The following is a 17,181-nucleotide window of genomic DNA, read 5'->3' on the forward strand; positions in this document are numbered from 1 at the left end:
CTCAGTTCAGGGCCAGACGGCGCTGGCATTCGCGCAACTTGTCACCGTGCTCATCGGCCAGGGCCGCATCACGCAGCTCACGCAGGGTGGCCGGTGCCAGGTGACGGTCGTGGCGCTCGACAATATCAATCAGGATCTGGTAGTTGCGCAGACCCCGGGCATGGGTATCCCCGTAGCCCTTGACCAGCCGCTGGCACTGGACAATTTCCAGCGCCAGAGCCGGGTTAAATGCACCCGCCCGTACGACATACTGCAACCACTGGGTAATGCGGGCCGTTTCCAGCTGATAACGCAGCGTCAGCCGCCGCCCGCGCCGCCAGCGGGAAAGCCCCCACAGCAGCAGATACCCCCCGAGGGAGCTGGTGGTCACTACCCGGCCTTTACGGGTAGTGGCACTCAGCAGGCGGTTCGCGGTGCCGGGTTTCAGCAGCCAGCGGCCAAGCCCGGCGGGCAGGGTTTCGCAGATCTCTTCCAGCCGCGGGTGCATATATTCATTAATGCTGAGCAGTTGCCGCTCCTGAAGGCGCACCTCGTCACGCACCCGCGCAAAACGGCTGGCGCGGATTTTCAGATCCGCCACCCGGATGGTGTCCTCCCAGGACATCCACAACGCCAGGTGGCGCGCCGCTTCGCGCAGTAACACCGGGCTGTCGCAGCCCGGCTGGCGGGAGAGATCCCGCAGCCGGTCAAGGTATAAACTGGCGTAGGCCACATCCTGGTAGTCCAGCATCCGGCGTACCCCTTCAATGGCGGTGGCGCTGGCCTCTTCCGGCAGCTCCCGGGGAATACGCTCCAGCAACGCCGCCACCCGCGCATCTGTCGGGGCCGGTGCCGGGGGGATCGCCACCATCGGGGCGGCCTCTTCCAGCCGGGCGTTTTGTGCCCCGAGGGCAAACGCCGCCAGGCTCGGTTTCACCCCTACACCGCCCCGTTTAATGGTCTCGGTAAACTGCTCTTCGCTAAACGGCAGCACCCCGGAGCCATACAGCGCCCCGAACAGCACGGCGCTTATCACGCTGCCGGTCTCTTCCGCGGCCCGGGCCATATCGAAGCGGATAAACTGCTTAGCCGCGTTACTGGCGTGGCTGATTAAGGTGTCGTTATTCACCCGGCCATCCCCCATGGCGGTTTTCTCGCCAATGGCGTACACCCGGTGGGTAGAGGTAATAAGGGTGGTGCGCTCCGGGGTGACCAGCCCACGCTGTACTGCGCGCCCGGCCTCCATCAGCTCGGAGGCCAGCACCACATCCACATCACCCGGCATCGGCATCAGGGCCAGTACCGGGGGCTGCGCCCCGGGCTTGCCGAGCCCCGGGAACAGCTCCACATAATAGATAGTGGCGCCGGTGCGCTGGGCCACGCCGGGAACCGAGGTGGTCTGGGCAAAATAGCCGTTATCTTCCCCGAGGCTGACTATCCAGTCAGCCAGTACGCCGCCCCCTTCTCCCCCCATGGCGAGAATGGCAATTTTGATTGGTTGTAATACCGGCATAACAGAGACTCCTCAGAAGCTATAGCGGGCAATGCGACGGGCATCCCGGCGCTGTAACCAGTTAATTAACGGCCGGCGCAGCGCTTCCAGCAGCCGCTCTTTGCGCCCCGGATGGGTCACAATGCGCGCCCGATAGAACGACGGGCACAACACCGCCGCGTGGGAGACTTCCCCGCACAGGCCACACCCGACACAGCTGTTGATAACCGTTGCGACCGGGTCGGTGCGCAGCGGATCCGGGTTAGGCTTAATCGATAACGACGGGCAGCCGGACAGGCGGATGCAGGAGTGATCCCCGGTACAGGTGTCCGGGTCCACCCCGAAGCGCTCGCGCACCACCCGCTCGCCTTTTTCCAGCGCTTTGCGGGTTTGCTGCTTCTCGCGCCGCTGGCGGTTTAACATGCACTCGCTCTGGGCTATCAGCACTTTCGGCCCCGGGGTTTTGGTGGTCAGCGCCTCGCGCAGGGTGGCGGTCATCGCTTTCAGGTCATAGGTGCGGCGAACGGTTTTCACCCACTTCACCCCCACCCCTTTCACGGCGTTTTCAATGTCATGGCCGGTACTGCGGGTAGCATTAAGGGCGGTGGAGGATAAAATATCCTGGCCGCCGGTGGCGGAGGTGTAGCTGTTGTCCACCACAATGGTCAGGTTATTGCTCTGGTTAAAGACACTGTTGGCGATGCCGCTGGTCAGGCCGTTGTGCCAGAAGCCCCCGTCCCCCATCACCGCAATGGCGCGTTTGCCCTCTTTGCTGTTCAGGGCCGAGGTGCTCGCCCCGCCTAATCCGTACCCCATGGTGGTGTTGCCGAGGTTAAACGGCGGCAGGATAGAAAACAGGTGGCAGCCGATATCGGCGCTGACGTGGTGCGGCCCCAGCTCCCGCTCAATCAGCTTCATGGCGGTAAAAATGGGCCGCTCCGGGCAGCCGGTACAAAATCCCGGCGGGCGGGCGTGGATGGCATCCGTTAACGGTGGGGCACTGGCAGTGGCCTGGGCCACGTTCACCACCGGGGCGGCATTGACCACATCCGGCACCACGCTTGCCATCGGGATCCGCACCTGACGGGCCGCCACTGTGGATTCCGGCTCCAGAACTTCATAACGCTCAAGGAAGGCGCGCAGCCCGGCCAGTACCGTGGCGGTGTTGTAATCCCCGGCCAGCGGCAGCAGATCTTTACCGTGCAGGCGCGTGCCCAGATCCAGCTGGCGCAGAATACTGGCGATGTTCTGCTCAACAAAGTTCGGCTGGCCCTCTTCAAGCACCAGTACCGCCCGCTTGTCGCGGCAGAAGCGGTCCAGCTCTTCATCCACCAGCGGGTAGGCCACATTCATCACATACAGCGGGATTTGGCTGTTGCCGTAGACATCCGCCAGCCCCAGCTGATTGAGGGCGCGGATCAGGGTGTTGTAGTTCCCGCCCTGTAGCGCGATGCCCACATCCCGGGTGCCTTCGGCAAAAAACTCGTTCAGCCCCCGTTCGCGGATAAACCGGATAGCGGCAGGCCAGCGCTGGTGAATTTTCTCTTTTTCATGCAGAAAGCTGGCCGGTGGCAGCACGATACGGTCAATATCGCGCTGCGGGTTTTCCAGCGCGTCCTGGACGGTAAAGGCCGGTGCCCGGTTCTCCCCACTCACAAACTGGCCGTGAACATGGCAGGAGCGGATGCGCATTTGCAGCATTACCGGGGTGTTGCTGGCTTCGGAAAGGTCAAAACCGTCTTTCACCGCCTGGACGATACAGGGCAGGTTCGGGCGCGGGTCCAGCAGCCACATCTGGGATTTCATGGCAAAAGCGTGGCTGCGCTCCTGCATAATCGATGACCCTTCACCGTAATCCTCCCCGACGATAATAAGCGCGCCGCCCATCACCCCGCCGGAGGCAAGGTTTGCCAGCGCATCGGATGCCACGTTAGTGCCGACAGTCGCTTTGAAGGTGACCGCGCCGCGCAACGGATAGTTTACCGAGGCAGCAAGCGTGGCGGCGGCAGTGGCTTCACTGGCGCTGTTTTCAAAACGGATACCGTACTGATCAAGAATGGGCTGCGCGTCTGCCAGCACATCCATCAGATGGGAGATAGGCGCCCCCTGGTAGCCCGCCACATAGGCCACGCCGGACTCCAGCAGTGCCTTGGTCACCGCCAGAATCCCCTCACCGCTGAAAACTTCCCCTGCCGGTAAGTTGAGTTTTTTTACCTCTTGTGCAAACGAACGTTCAGCCATCGCAACCCCACTGTCATTAACGTTTTTAACCGATATGCATAACTTGTATGCAACAGCACGACGCCAGGCAATCCATGATTAGTCATGGAATTGCCTTTTATGCGAAAGATGGATAAGCACTGCACAGGAAGGATAAATCGCCGGGAAAAGCGCCCCGGGCTCAGGGGGGGAGCCCCCCTGATACCTGAATTAACGGCGCGGCAGCAGTAGTACCGCCAACGCCGCCACCAGAGAGACCAGCGCAAACGCGGCAAAATTCCACGACAGCGCCAGGCCGCTTCCGGCAATCCAGGCCCCGAACAGCGGCCCGCTCATGGCCCCGATACGGGCGAAGCTCAGCGCCCAGCCGGTGGCCGCAGCCCGGCTGGCACCGGGATACCAGGTGGCCAGATAACCGGTGAGGATAAGCGAGGCGGAAATACTCCCGAGCCCGGCAATCCCGGTCAGCAGAATATTGACCCCGAGGCTGTGTTTGAACATCAGCGCACAGATCCCCGCCGCCCCCAGCAGATAAGAGAGCGCCACCGCCCGCCGGGCCCCCAGCCGGTCGGCAATGCGCCCGAGACACAGCCCGCCAATGGCCGATGTCAGGCTGAACACCACCAGAAACAGCAGGCTCGGGCCCAGGGCATAGCCGCTTTTACGCATAATGGTGGGCAGCCAGGTATTGAGACCGTAGACCAGCAACATGCCGCAAAACAGCGCCACCCAGAAACAGAGCGTGGCCCGCAGCCAGGCAGGTGAAAACAGCAGCCCCAGAGTGTGGCGCCACCCCGGCTGCTGTGCGCCCGGGTGCGGGGCTCCGGTCTGGGGCAGCGGCACCCCCAGTTGCTGAGCCAGTTGCCGGGCTTCATCCATTCTGCCGCGGCTGACCAGATACTCCAGGGATTCAGGCAGCAGCCGGGCAATGGGCACCAGCGCCAGCAGCGGTAACGCCCCTACTCCAATCACACTGCGCCAGCCAAAGTGGGGAATAAGCCACATAGCCACCAGCGCCGCACACAGGATCCCCAGCGAATAGCCCGAGTACATGATCCCGTAGTTGTAGCTGCGCCGGGCCGGGGGCGAATACTCCACGGTAAGGGCCGCCGCCATGGGAATAACCCCACCCAGCCCCAGCCCGCCGATAAGCCGGGCCACCCCGAACCAGAACGGCGTGGGCGCCCAGGCCGTCGCCAGCATCGCGAGGGAAAACAGCCCCACGCACAACAGCAGCATGCGCCGCCTGCCGATGCGCTCACTCAGCGTACCGGCAACACACGCCCCGAAAAACATCCCCACCAGGGCATAGCTGCTCAGCGCCCCCAGTTGCATCGGGGTCAGCCCCCAGCGGGAATCTTCCGCCATGCTGGAGAGCACCGCCCCCATAACGCCAACGTCGTACCCTTCGAAGAGAATACTCAGCCAGCAGGCCAGTAATACGCGCCGGGTTGCCGCATAGGGGCGCACCTCACTTTGGGTTATTTCAATTGTCATGACTGGCTCCGGTTAATTGACACGTTATCAGCCATAGAAAAAACCACTAACAGGGTCAATAAACCGCGCGTTATCCGCAGATATATCGGCATAAACCGGATAACGACAGCACAGGATGGCGTAACCACGGGGGGATCCGTTGTGCGCACAGAATGATCAATGTCTCGTTATCGGATTCTCGTCTGACAAAAATCCGCGAACCTGGTTAACGTGTATATCGTTGCATGATTGATCATGCATTGTTAAAAACGTGTTGATTCAGGCAACGCCTCCGGCGTATGACGGCCACCAATCAGCAGACAGGACGTGCCCCGGTAAGCCATCTGTGAGGAGTCTGTTATGTTGATCAATGAAATCGCGTCGCCACGGTTATCTGCGGCCCTGAGCCACCTGAATTCATCCGCCAGTTTGCTGTTTACTTCCGCCACCCTGGAGCAGGCCGGGGCCGTGGTGGGGCGGATCTTTAAGCCCTGTCAGGTTGATCTGGTCGACAGCGGTGCCCGGGCCGATGTGCGGATGCACCATATCCCTATGGGGGATATCTCCCTCAACCGCCTGCGTTACAATTCGCGGGTGGATATCGCCCCCTGCCAGCTCCGGGATTTCTTCCTGGTCCAGATGCCGCTGCACGGCAGCGCCAGCGTCACCTGTAACGGGCAGACCACCCACTCCACCCCGCAACTGGCTACGGTGATTAACCCGGATGATGTCACCCACATGCGCTGGGAGCCCGGCAATGATCAGTTCCTGCTGCGGGTGTCGCGCCCGCTGCTGGAAAATACCCTGATGGGCCAGCTAGGCCAGACCCTGAGTGAGCCCCTGCGCTTTGACACCGGGTTTCGCTGGCAGGAGAGCCCCGCCTGGTGCGCCCTGATAGGCTACCTGCTGGAGTGTGTCAGCCAGGGGCTGGATCTGGATAAGCACCGGCTGATCCGCCAGCAAATGGAGCAGCTGGTAGCCACCACCCTGCTGCACAGCCAGCCACATAATTACCTGCAACCCGCCGGGCAGAAGCGCAGCGCCATCCGCCCGGCCCATGTGCGCCGGGTGCAGGAGTATATTGACGCCCACGCCCACGAGCCCCTGAGCGCGGAGACACTGGCAGAGATTGGCGGGGTCAGCCTGCGCGGCCTGTATGCCGGGTTTAAAAACTTTCTGGGGATCAGCCCCATGCAGTACCTGCGCGATATCCGTATGGAGCGGGTGCGCGCGGAGCTGTTGTCCGGTGAGATTGATAACGTGACCGGGGTGGCTCTGCGCTGGGGGTTCGCCCATATGGGCCGCTTCAGCGCTGAGTACAAATCCCGTTTTGGTGAGTCGCCCAGCCAGAGCATGCGTAAGCGCTGACCGGGCGTAACTGCTATTCGCTGACCAGCGCCATCACGCGCAGCGGGCTGCCGGAACCCTGCTCAATTTTGAGCGGGGCGGCAATAATCAGCGCCCCCCGGGCGGGTAATTTATCCAGATTGGTCAGACACTGCAGGCCGTATTTATTGGCCCCGTGCATCAGCGTGTGGCACGGGTAGGCAACCGGCCAGCTGTAAGACTGCCCCGCATCCGTATTGATGGTCTCCACCCCGAAGCCGCGCACATTGCGCTGGTGAATCAGCCACTCTACCGTCTCCTGCGAGGGGCCCGGCGTGTGGGCGCCGTCGTCGCGGATATTGAGGAATGCCGCTGCGTCATCGGCCTTTTTCGACCAGTCGGTGCGAAACAGTACCCAGGCACCGGCCGGGATCTGACCGTGCTGCTGCTCCCAGCTTTCCAGGTAGTCCACACTCAGGACCCAGTCCGGGTTCTGAGCCACTTCCCGGCTGGCGTCTACCACCACTGCCGGGCCGATAAATGCCGCGGGGTCGATGGTATCGACGGTATTTTCGCTGTATTCACGCCCGCTGACCCAGTGGGCCGGGGCGTCGAAGTGGGTGCCGGTATGTTCACTGCAGCTGAAGTTGTTCCAGTACCAGCCGGGGCCTTTTTCGTCATAGCAGGAAATAGCCTCTTTGCGAAAACCCCAGGCCTGACCAAACTGCGGCGGAAGCTGCAGCGTGGGGAAACGTTCGCTCAGGGTTTGGGTTAAATCGATAATGCGGATCGTGCCGCTGGCGATCCCTTCAGACAATGCGGCCAGTATTGTGGTATTCATCAGTGCTCACCTGTTGTCCGGGTAAAAGTAACGAACAAAATTAACAAACAAGCCGCATTGTAAACGCCTGGTACTGGCTGGCTATCCATTTCCTGAAGCCGCTATCCGGAAAGCGAAAAATTGTTATGCCACCGTATCCCGGGTAAAGCGGTATTTAAACTGACCGAGCAGCTGATACAGTTTCGCTTTTTCCTCACCGGGCAGGTGGGCCAGCAGCTCATTAAGCCAGCCCTGGTGGGCCCGGGCCATCTGATCAAATTGCTGCTTCCCGGCGGCGGTGAGCTTCACCCGGCAGGAGCGGCGATCCTGGGGATCATAAACCCGCACCGCCATGCCCTCTTTTTCCAGGCTGTCTGCCAGGCCGGTAATATTCCCCCCGGTCACCAGCATCAGACGGGATAATTCACCCATTTTGATGCCGTCCGGAAAGCGATCGAGCTGGGCGAGCATATCAAAGCGCGGTAATGTGCTGCCAAACTGCTCGCGCATACGCTGGCGCAACTCGGTTTCAATAAGGCTGACGCAGGAAAGCAGCCGTAGCCAGAGCTTAACATCCATCACTTCTGCGTCTGAATCAGTTACATTTACCTTTGATTTCATTAAATATTTTCCTCTTCAGGTGGGCAGCACATTACGGGAAATTCTCACCATCCGCGATGTGACACTTCTCACAGCTGTGCAATTATCCACCAGGTGTGGCTGGACAAATTTATTTTAAACATAAAATATTCATATGTGAAATATACGCCCTTTTGCCCGATTATCTTGATAATCTTTCCCTGACAGGAGCCTATCATGGCGGAATTAAAAGCAAACCGGATGTTTAACAACAACAAGTTCAAGCTGGGTTTCTTTGCAGCTAACTGCTCTGGCGGTATGGCGGTAACCAAACTGGAAGAGCGCTGGGATAACTCCTGGGAGAATAACCTCAAAATGGCCCAGCTGGCGGATGCGGCCGGTCTGGAGTTTCTGCTGCCTATCGCCCGCTGGATAGGCTACGGCGGCGAGACCAACTTCCACGGTAATGTGCTGGAAACCACCACCTGGGCTGCGGCCCTGCTGGCGGCGACCCGCCATATCAGTGTCTTCTCCACGGTGCATACCTCGTTTAACCACCCGGTGGTGGTTGCCAAACAGCTGGCGACCATGGACCAGATTGGCCAGGGCCGTGCCGGGCTGAACGTCGTCTGCGGCTGGAACCGCCCGGAATATGAAGCGCTGGGCGGTGACCTGCCCTATGACCACGTCAGCCGTTATGCCTACGGGCAGGAGTGGTTCGACGTTATCCGCAAACTGTGGCAGGAAGAGCAGCCCTTTGACTGGAAAGGCAACTATTTCAACCTGAAAGATACCTATAGCCTGCCCCACCCGCTGCGTAAAGATGTGCCGATTTTTAACGCGGCCGGCTCCGGTGAAGGGCGCGCTTTTGCGGTGCGCAATGCGGATTTCCTGTTCACCTCGGCCATTAGCCTTGCCCGTTCAGAGCAGGAGATTATTCAGCTTAAGCAGCAGGCGGCTGCCGTTTCGCGCCGTAATCCGCTGAATATTCTGACCTTCTCTTATGTAGTGTGCCGCCCGACCCGGGCCGAAGCCGAAGAGTACCACCACTACTATTCTCAGCAGCACGCAGACTGGAAAGCGGTGGATAATATTATTCGCCTGATGTTTGAAAATGCCGAGTCCTTCCCGAAAGATCAGCTGCAGCTTATCCGCGACCGGTTCTCTGCCGGGCACGGCGGCTTCCCGCTGGTGGGCACCCCGGACGATGTGGCCGACGGTATTGAGCAGTTATACCGGGCGGGCTTCTCCGGCTCGACGCTCGCTTTTGTCAACTATGCGGAGGATTTCCCCTACTTCCGCGACGAAGTGCTGCCGCGCCTGGAAGCCAGAGGGCTGCGTGAACCCTTTACGCCGGATCAGGCGCAAATCTCAGGAGCCGCTGCATGAACCAGTATCCTCTGTCCGCAGATGACTTCAGGCAGGCCATGCGCCTGCTCACCCTGCCGGTCGCGGTGATTACCGTTGACTCCGGCGGGCAACGCAACGGGCTGACCGCGTCGTCATTTTGTTCCGTGAGTGTCGATCCGCCACGGATCCTGGTCTGTATTGGTAAGCACGCCAGTGCCCACAGCCAGCTGGTGGCCGGGGAAGGAATTGGTATCAATGTGCTGGCCCCGCACCAGATGGATCAGGCCATGCTGTTTGCCAGTAAAACCCGGCACGGCGAGCAGCGCTTCAGCAATGAGGGGTGGCACACCCTGAAAAGCGGTGCGCCGATTCTTAAAGATACGGCGGTGAGTTTTGACTGTATTGTCGATCAGATTATTGATGACACCACCCACAGTATTGTTACCGCAACCGTGGTCGCGGTAGAAAAGGGAGCCGGTGAGTGCCTGCTCTACCGTAATGGCGCCCCGGTGGCAGTACCTGCCGAAGCCTGACACCACCAGAGGCTGCCTCCGGGCGGCCTCTGTTACCAGCCGCAGACGTTGGCGTCTTCTTCTGATTCGTAACCGCGCACAATATTAATCAGATCTTTTACACCGTCGGCCGCGGTGACCGGATCGCGCAGCAGGCTGAGGCGGGAAAATTCTTTATCCACCGATACGCCGTTATTTTTATTGGTGACGGTCATCATCATCTCATCCTCATCACGGCTGGCCGGGGCGAGTGTTTCCAGCAGTGCCGCTACGGCATTTACTGCCTGCTCAGGAATTAATAACGCCATCGGTTTAAGAAATATATTCTCGCTGAGCTGGCCGGTACGGTTATTGGTAATGGCTAAGGCATACCCCTGGTTTTCACTGTTCATACTGTCTCTCCGGTTATTCCATCAGAATCTTAGGGTCAACAAAAAAATCCACGTTAAATACGGTGTCCCCGGTCAGCGCCTCAATGCGGTGCCATTTTTCCGGCGGGAAAACGCCAAATTCACCGGCATTGATGGTCAGTGTCTCGACCGGCTCCGGGCTGGTTTCATCGGCATAACCGTAATAACGAATTGCCCCCTGCATAACGCTCAGGCGCGGGTAAACCCCCTGGCGTGTCCCTGCGTCCAGGTGGCGCTTCCAGATCCCTGCGGGGGCGGTTTCTCTGGTCCAGAACGGTGTGGCTTTAGTATGAATAAAACTGGCGGGAATAATAATACGTTGCATGGTCAACCTCGATATTGCGTTGCCGGAGATTATCCGCAGTACGCGCTGATATGTTGCATATCATATACCTCTTAATAAGATTGAAAATGCCATTTAATGGGTATGCCTGGCGCACCAGCGCCTGTTAGTTTGCCCTCAGACCCGCAGACCACTGTTTTAGCGGAAATAATCAGTGGCTGCGGGTCTTCTGCTGTTAAATAATCCAGCTCAGCACAATGACCGCCAGCAGGCCGACCACGGAGTTTATCAGCTCCAGCAGACCCCAGGTTTTAAAGGTGTCTTTCATGGAGATCCCGAAAGTTTCTTTAAATAACAGGAAGCCGCCGTCATACATCAGGGTGATGGTATTACTGCCGCAGGCCACGGCCAGCGCCATCAGGGCCGGGTTCATATTGAATGCGTCTATCATGGGGGCCACGATCCCGGCGGAGGTAATGGCCGCCACGGCACCCTGCCCGGTCAGAATGCGGATAATGGCGGTAATGATCCACGCCACAATAAACGGAGAAAGGTTAACCCCGCTCATTACGTGCACAATATTATCGCCCACGCCGGAGTCAATAATCACCTGCTTGAGGATCCCACCGGCACTGATAACAAACAGCACGTTAGAAATTTTGGCAATCGAGTCCGCCACATTGGCGGTGATAATTTCAGACTTCATGCCCCGGCGCGCGCCCAGAAACCAGATGGCCGTCATGGTCGCCAGCAGCATACTGATTTCAGCACTGCCCAGGAAATCACACACTTTAACCAGCTCACTTCCCGTCCCCAGCAGCGGTTTCAGGACAGAGGCCAGAATCATCAGGATGGCCGGAATTAACGGAATCGCGATACTGACCCCAAATGAAGGCAGCTCGCTGGCCGGTTTTTCGGCCACCGGTTTAATCATGGCGTTAAGCGGCATCTGAGCAATACCCGGTAAAAAACGGGGCAGCAGAATGCCTGCGCAGAACAGCGACGGGATCAGCACAATCGCGCCGTAGATATAGACCTGAACAATATCCGCATGGAAGGCGCTGATTAACGCCACCGGCCCGGGCTGAGGGGGGAACAGGCTATGCCCCATGGTGGCGCCAACCACCGTCGGCACCACCAGCTTCATATAAGGAATATTGGCCTTTTTGGCAATGTTCATCACCAGCGGCATGGCAATCAGGAACGCGACCTCATAGAACATGGCGATACCAAAAATAACGCCAATGAACATCAGGCCCAGGGGCAGAAAGCGGGTGCCGCAGCGGCGGATAACCGTATCGGCAATCTGCTGGCTGGCACCGGACTCGGTCATAAACTTACCGATAATCGCACCGAAAATGATAATCAGCGCCAGGTGCCCCATAATGCCGCCTAATCCCTGCTGAATCACAGAGACAATTTTGTCGACCGGGATACCTTCCATTATCGCGACAAAAATACCGGCAATCAGTAACGCAAAAACATTATGGAATTTGAACTTAATATTCAGCACGATCAGTATAACGATACCAACCAGCACCCAGAGCAAAGACATAAGCGGAGACATATCATCCTCATATGATTCATATAATAATAGCGACACTCAACGCGGTATCGCGTTAGCATGTGTATGGCGTTTTTTTGTAGTATCAGATTTCCATCGATATTCCGTGGTCATGATTATTTAACTGGCATACTAGTATCTACTTTTATCCTGCCGGTAAATCAGAGCGCGATCACATAACCCCCGCCCCCCGGTTCGCGGCCACTTTCCGGGCTGAGATTATTTTTAATGCCGGTTAATCATCATGTTAAAGAGAGTTACCGCGCAAAACCGCACCACAAGAAATGTGAATTCAGGTAAAGAAAACCAATAAATGAGATGTTCATCACATTTAGCGAATTACATAAAATAAAATTAATCACCTTAAGTGACTATACTACTTTCGGGAAATATCACCGGTGACGTCAGGCTGCCCAGAAATAACCCCGCAGCAAATAGAGTATGGTAAGAAATAATAAAACAGTGGGCAGCAAACAGAATTATTTTCCCGCCTCCCGGTTGCGGTGCAGGCCGCAGGGCCGCTGCGTTTACCCCTTCGCAGGCTAAGGTTTTTGTTGTCCGGCGCGGGCATAAAATGAAAACGGCCGGGGTTCCGCGCTCCCGTCTCGCCTGATCTGGTCATTAAAATATCAACCCCCTATTTTTAATCATTTTTTATCAAAGTTATATTAAATATGCATAATAACGCGGCCGGTTCCGGCACCACCTACCATAATCTGGAGTAAATAATGTTTGATTTTTAAAATAGCTGCGTCATGTAGCGTTCTATTATCAGCAGAATAATCTCCCCCAATAGAGGGGTAATCACAACCGGTTGATATTGCTGTTAAAAAATAATTCCCACAGCAAAGATAAAACTATTAACGGGTTGATTTTTAGCCTGTTTAACCCCCCGGTTTAACTTTTCAAATTAGTCAGCAAGTTTTGTCATCATATCTATACTTAAGGCGAATCTGGCATCACACGGATAATATCCCACGTTAAATCATGTATTTTTCAGGAGTGGTAACTCATGGCTGACGTAAAAAAAATAGGCCTAATTGCGTGTACAGGCGTGGTAGCCGGTAACATGATGGGGAGTGGTATCGCACTATTGCCCGCCAACCTGGCCAGCATTGGTTCCATTGCGATTTACGGCTGGATTATTGCGCTGATAGGCGCAATCTCTCTGGCCTATGTATATGCCCGTCTTGCCACCAAAAACCCCCAGGAAGGTGGTCCGATAGCTTACGCGGGTGAAGTCAGCCCGGTGTTCGGCTTCCAGACGGGGGTCTTGTATTATCACGCTAACTGGATAGGTAACCTCGCAATCGGGATCACCGCCGTTTCTTATCTGTCCACCTTCTTTCCGATTCTGAACAGCCCCATTCCCGCCGGTATTGCCTGTATTGTTATCGTCTGGATTTTTACGTTAGTGAATATGCTGGGCGGCACCTGGGTAAGCCGGTTAACCACGATTGGTCTGGTGCTGGTATTGATCCCGGTGGTTGGTACCGCCATTGCCGGGTGGTACTGGTTTAGCCCGGAAACCTACATGGCGAACTGGAACACCTCCGGGGATACCAGCTACAAAGCGATTATCAGCAGTATTTTACTGTGCCTGTGGGCGTTTATCGGGGTGGAATCCGCCGCAGTAAGTACCGGTATGGTGGATAACCCGCAGCGTACTGTACCGCTGGCTACCATGATGGGGACCTTCCTGGCCGGTGTGGTTTATATTGCCGCAACCCAGGTTATCGCCGGTATGTTCCCGGCCCACGTGATGGCCTCTTCCGGGGCGCCGTTCGCGGTCAGTGCTTCCACCATGGTGGGTGGCTGGGCGGCAGCGGCGGTCTCTGCGTTTACCGCCTTTGCCTGTCTGACATCTCTCGGCTCCTGGATGATGCTGGTAGGCCAGGCCGGTGCCCGCGCGGCCCACGACGGTAACTTCCCGAAAGTTTACGGTGAAATGGACAAAAACGGCATTCCGAAGAAGGGCCTTATCCTGGCCTCTCTTAAGATGACGGTTCTGATGGTGTTAATCACCGTGATGAACGCCAGCAGCGGTAAGGCATCGGATCTGTTTGGTGAGCTGACCGGGATCGCCGTATTGCTGACTATGCTGCCTTATTTCTACTCCTGTATTGACCTTATCCGTTTTGACGGTGTGAACCTGAAGAATATCCTCAGCCTGATCGCTGCCGTGTGTGGCTGTATATTCTGCTTTATCGCCCTGATGGGTGCGAACTCGTTCGAGCTCGCCGGTACGTTCATCGTCAGCCTGATAATCCTGATGTTCTACTGCCGTAAAATTGGCGCGAAAACGCCCGTGACCAACTGACAGGCAACCTAATTTCTGGCAACCGTCTTCCCCGCACCCTGAATGGGTGCGGGTCCCCAAAATCTGGAGAAGTGTATACATGAATATCATTGCGATTATGAATGACGTTACGGCCTACTTTAAGGAAGAAGCACTCCGTGAATTACACGAAGAGCTGGAAAAAGAAGGCTTTCGCATCGCTTATCCGCAAGGGAAGGCCGACCTGTTAAAGCTGATTGAGAATAATGCCCGCCTGTGCGGTGTTATTTTTGACTGGGATACCTTCAGCCTTGAACTCTGTGCGGATATCAGCAAGCTGAATAAACGCATGCCGGTTTATGCTTTTGCCAATAATTACTCCAGTCTTGATGTCAGACTCAGCGATCTGCAGCTCAATGTGCGTTTCTTCGAATATGCGCTGGGCACCGCCGGTGATATTGCGGTGAAAATTCGCCAGAGCACTGACCACTATATTGATACTATTCTGCCGCCGCTGACGAAGGCGCTGTTTAAGTATGTCAAAGAGGAAAAATATACCTTCTGTACCCCGGGTCATATGGGCGGTACCGCCTTCCAGAAAAGCCCGGTGGGCACGCTGTTTTATGATTTCTACGGCGAAAACACCATGCGGTCCGATATTTCCATTTCGGTAACCGAGCTGGGTTCGCTCCTTGACCACAGCGGCCCCCACAGAGAAGCAGAAGAGTATATTGCCCGCACGTTTAACGCCGAGCGCAGCTATATCGTCACTAACGGGACCTCTACAGCGAACAAAATTGTTGGTATGTACTCCTCCCCCGCCGGGGCAACCATCCTTATTGACCGTAACTGCCATAAATCCCTGACCCATCTGATGATGATGAGTAACGTGATCCCGATTTATTTCCGCCCGACCCGTAACGCCTACGGTATTCTGGGGGGGATCCCGAAGCAGGAATTTACCCGCGAGAGCATTGAAGAGCGGGTAAAAAATACCCCGAACGCCACCTGGCCGGTTCATGCGGTCATTACCAACTCCACCTACGACGGCCTGCTGTACAACACCGACTACATTAAAAACACCCTGGAGGTGAAATCTATCCATTTCGACTCCGCATGGGTGCCTTATACCAACTTCAGCCCTATCTACAAAGGGCTCTGCGGCATGAGCGGTGACCGGGTGCCGGGCAAAGTAATTTATGAAACCCAGTCGACCCATAAACTGCTGGCGGCATTTTCTCAGGCGTCGATGATCCACGTTAAAGGGGATTTCAATGAAGAAACCTTTAACGAAGCCTATATGATGCACACCTCTACCTCGCCCCATTACGGGATTGTCGCCTCTGCCGAAATGTCGGCCGCCATGATGCGCGGCGTAACGGGCCAGCGCCTGATTAACGACTCTATCGACGGGGCTATTCGTTTTCGTAAAGAGATCCGCCATCTGAAGGCGGAATCTGAAGGCTGGTTCTTTGATGTCTGGCAGCCGGACAGCATTGACGATCTGGAGTGCTGGCCCCTTAACCCGCGCAATAAATGGCACGGTTTCGCCGATATGGACGAAAACCACATGTACCTTGACCCCATCAAGGTGACCCTGCTGACCCCGGGGCTGAGCCCGGACGGCGCCCTGGAAACCAGCGGTATTCCGGCCTCTATCGTCTCGAAATATCTTGATGAGCACGGGATTATCGTTGAGAAAACCGGCCCTTATAACCTGCTGTTCCTGTTCAGTATCGGGATCGACAAAACCAAGGCGCTCAGCCTGCTGCGCGCGCTGACCGATTTTAAACGGGTCTATGATCTCAACCTGAAGGTGCAAAATGTCCTGCCGTCCCTCTATAACGAGGCGCCGGATTTCTATAAAAACATGCGCATCCAGGATCTGGCCCAGGGGATCCACGATCTGACCGTGCAGCATAACCTGCCGGATCTGATGTACCGCGCGTTCGAAGTGTTGCCGGAAATGGTCATGACCCCGCACGACGCCTTCCAGGAGGAGGTGCGTGGCAATGTTGAGAGCTGCGAGCTTGATGATCTGCTGGGCAAAGTGAACGCCAACATGATCCTGCCGTATCCTCCGGGTGTGCCGGTGGTTATGCCGGGTGAACGGCTCACCGAAGAGAGCCTGCCGGTGCTGAGCTTCCTGCAGATGCTGTGCGAAATCGGCGAGCACTACCCGGGCTTTGAAACCGATATCCACGGCCTGCACCGTAACGAGGAAACCGGTAAATATGAAGCCATGGTGCTGCTCGACAGCGTAGTGCACTCAGACTCAAAACCCAGTGACACGGTGAAAAAACACGCGGGGAAAAAGGCCGTCTCCGGTGAGTAATCACCAGGCCCCTCTGCCCTGAACCCGGGCCCCGTACCGGCCATACCGGCCGGTGCGGGGTTGCGGGCTACTTCCCTGCCCCGAAAAGTAACGCAGTATAGTGGTGATTAACCCGACCACTGCGCTTCCCGTCCGGACCGAAATAGCGATCGTCACGGCACAGTTTTTCCTCCACATCACAAAACACACCGCCTGCGAAGGTAAATGCCCGGGTATCAAACGCCCCTGCCGCCGCCAGTTTATCCGCCCGGCCCTGGCCGAGGTATTTACCGGTCAGCGCCTGTGAAATCCCTGTGCTGTCGGCACAGATATAAGCATCACACAGCACCCCCGGGTGGGGTGAATAAGGGTGATGAACGGCTGCGGCCCACAGGCCAGGGGCGCACATCAGGCCCAGCGCTATCATCAACCCTGCTTTACGGATCGCCATCTTCCCTCCTCCTGTGATCAGGCCATCATTTCCTGATTAAAATAAAATGCAAACAATTAATCCGTGATAAGGCTCAAACACAGAAAAATAATCTACATATGACGAATAACATAGAAAAATATCATCA

The 17,181-nt window shown here is 56.7% G+C and carries 14 protein-coding genes; 5 read left to right on the forward strand and 9 right to left on the reverse strand.

Features of this window, described 5'->3' with window-relative positions; genetic code table 11:
* Position 1: 1 nt before the first annotated feature.
* The 3 genes from EBL_RS13485 to EBL_RS13495 all read right to left on the reverse strand — a co-directional run bounded on the left by EBL_RS13485 (position 2) and on the right by EBL_RS13495 (position 5,188).
* Positions 2 to 1,492, reverse strand: a complete 1,491-nt coding sequence (locus EBL_RS13485) for an indolepyruvate oxidoreductase subunit beta family protein (RefSeq protein WP_002439077.1) — start codon at positions 1,490 to 1,492, stop codon at positions 2 to 4.
* 12 nt (positions 1,493 to 1,504) lie between these two features.
* On the reverse strand, positions 1,505 to 3,712 hold the full coding sequence (locus EBL_RS13490) for a thiamine pyrophosphate-dependent enzyme (protein WP_002439075.1): 2,208 nt from the start codon (positions 3,710 to 3,712) through the stop codon (positions 1,505 to 1,507).
* 189 nt (positions 3,713 to 3,901) lie between these two features.
* Positions 3,902 to 5,188 (reverse strand): MFS transporter, encoded by a 1,287-nt coding sequence (locus EBL_RS13495; RefSeq protein WP_002439074.1) that lies wholly within the window; start codon positions 5,186 to 5,188, stop codon positions 3,902 to 3,904.
* Positions 5,189 to 5,527: 339 nt separating this feature from the next.
* Between EBL_RS13495 and EBL_RS13500 the strand changes: the two genes are divergently transcribed.
* Positions 5,528 to 6,535, forward strand: a complete 1,008-nt coding sequence (locus EBL_RS13500) for an AraC family transcriptional regulator (protein WP_002439072.1) — start codon at positions 5,528 to 5,530, stop codon at positions 6,533 to 6,535.
* Between the two features lie 13 nt (positions 6,536 to 6,548).
* On the opposite strand, the gene EBL_RS13505 is transcribed toward EBL_RS13500, so the two are convergent.
* Positions 6,549 to 7,334, reverse strand: a complete 786-nt coding sequence (locus tag EBL_RS13505; protein WP_002439070.1) for a cyclase family protein — start codon at positions 7,332 to 7,334, stop codon at positions 6,549 to 6,551.
* A gap of 123 nt (positions 7,335 to 7,457) precedes the next feature.
* Positions 7,458 to 7,934: a MarR family winged helix-turn-helix transcriptional regulator gene (locus tag EBL_RS13510; RefSeq protein ID WP_002439069.1), complete on the reverse strand. Its 477-nt coding sequence runs from the start codon at positions 7,932 to 7,934 to the stop codon at positions 7,458 to 7,460.
* 195 nt (positions 7,935 to 8,129) lie between these two features.
* On the opposite strand from EBL_RS13510, the gene EBL_RS13515 reads away from it, so the two are divergent.
* Positions 8,130 to 9,281, forward strand: coding sequence for an LLM class flavin-dependent oxidoreductase (locus tag EBL_RS13515; protein WP_002439067.1), 1,152 nt, complete (start codon positions 8,130 to 8,132; stop codon positions 9,279 to 9,281).
* On the forward strand, positions 9,278 to 9,775 hold the full coding sequence (locus tag EBL_RS13520) for a flavin reductase family protein (protein ID WP_002439065.1): 498 nt from the start codon (positions 9,278 to 9,280) through the stop codon (positions 9,773 to 9,775). The genes EBL_RS13515 and EBL_RS13520 overlap by 4 nt, the downstream gene beginning before the upstream one ends.
* Before the next feature lie 32 nt (positions 9,776 to 9,807).
* Here the strand turns inward: EBL_RS13520 and EBL_RS13525 are convergent, their stop codons facing one another.
* The 3 genes from EBL_RS13525 to EBL_RS13535 form a co-directional block, all read right to left on the reverse strand.
* Positions 9,808 to 10,146 carry a DUF1869 domain-containing protein gene (locus EBL_RS13525; protein ID WP_002439064.1) on the reverse strand — a complete coding sequence of 113 codons (339 nt, stop codon included), beginning with the start codon at positions 10,144 to 10,146 and terminating at the stop codon, positions 9,808 to 9,810.
* Positions 10,147 to 10,159: 13 nt separating this feature from the next.
* A complete protein-coding gene (locus tag EBL_RS13530; protein WP_002439063.1) occupies positions 10,160 to 10,489 on the reverse strand; it encodes a TehB family protein in 330 nt (109 codons plus the stop codon).
* A gap of 193 nt (positions 10,490 to 10,682) precedes the next feature.
* Positions 10,683 to 12,014 (reverse strand): gluconate:H+ symporter, encoded by a 1,332-nt coding sequence (locus tag EBL_RS13535; RefSeq protein WP_002439061.1) that lies wholly within the window; start codon positions 12,012 to 12,014, stop codon positions 10,683 to 10,685.
* Positions 12,015 to 13,023: 1,009 nt separating this feature from the next.
* Between EBL_RS13535 and cadB the strand changes: the two genes are divergently transcribed.
* Complete coding sequence (cadB, locus tag EBL_RS13540) at positions 13,024 to 14,331, forward strand: cadaverine/lysine antiporter (protein WP_002439059.1); 1,308 nt, start codon at positions 13,024 to 13,026, stop codon at positions 14,329 to 14,331.
* A 79-nt stretch (positions 14,332 to 14,410) separates the two neighbouring features.
* Positions 14,411 to 16,624 carry a lysine decarboxylase gene (cadA, locus tag EBL_RS13545; RefSeq protein WP_002439058.1) on the forward strand — a complete coding sequence of 738 codons (2,214 nt, stop codon included), beginning with the start codon at positions 14,411 to 14,413 and terminating at the stop codon, positions 16,622 to 16,624.
* Positions 16,625 to 16,691: 67 nt separating this feature from the next.
* On the opposite strand, the gene EBL_RS13550 is transcribed toward cadA, so the two are convergent.
* Positions 16,692 to 17,054, reverse strand: a complete 363-nt coding sequence (locus tag EBL_RS13550) for a YcgJ family protein (protein ID WP_002439056.1) — start codon at positions 17,052 to 17,054, stop codon at positions 16,692 to 16,694.
* Between the last annotated feature and the right edge of the window lie 127 nt (positions 17,055 to 17,181).

Origin of the sequence: Shimwellia blattae DSM 4481 = NBRC 105725 (genome assembly GCF_000262305.1) — a bacterium.
Lineage (GTDB): Bacteria > Pseudomonadota > Gammaproteobacteria > Enterobacterales > Enterobacteriaceae > Shimwellia > Shimwellia blattae.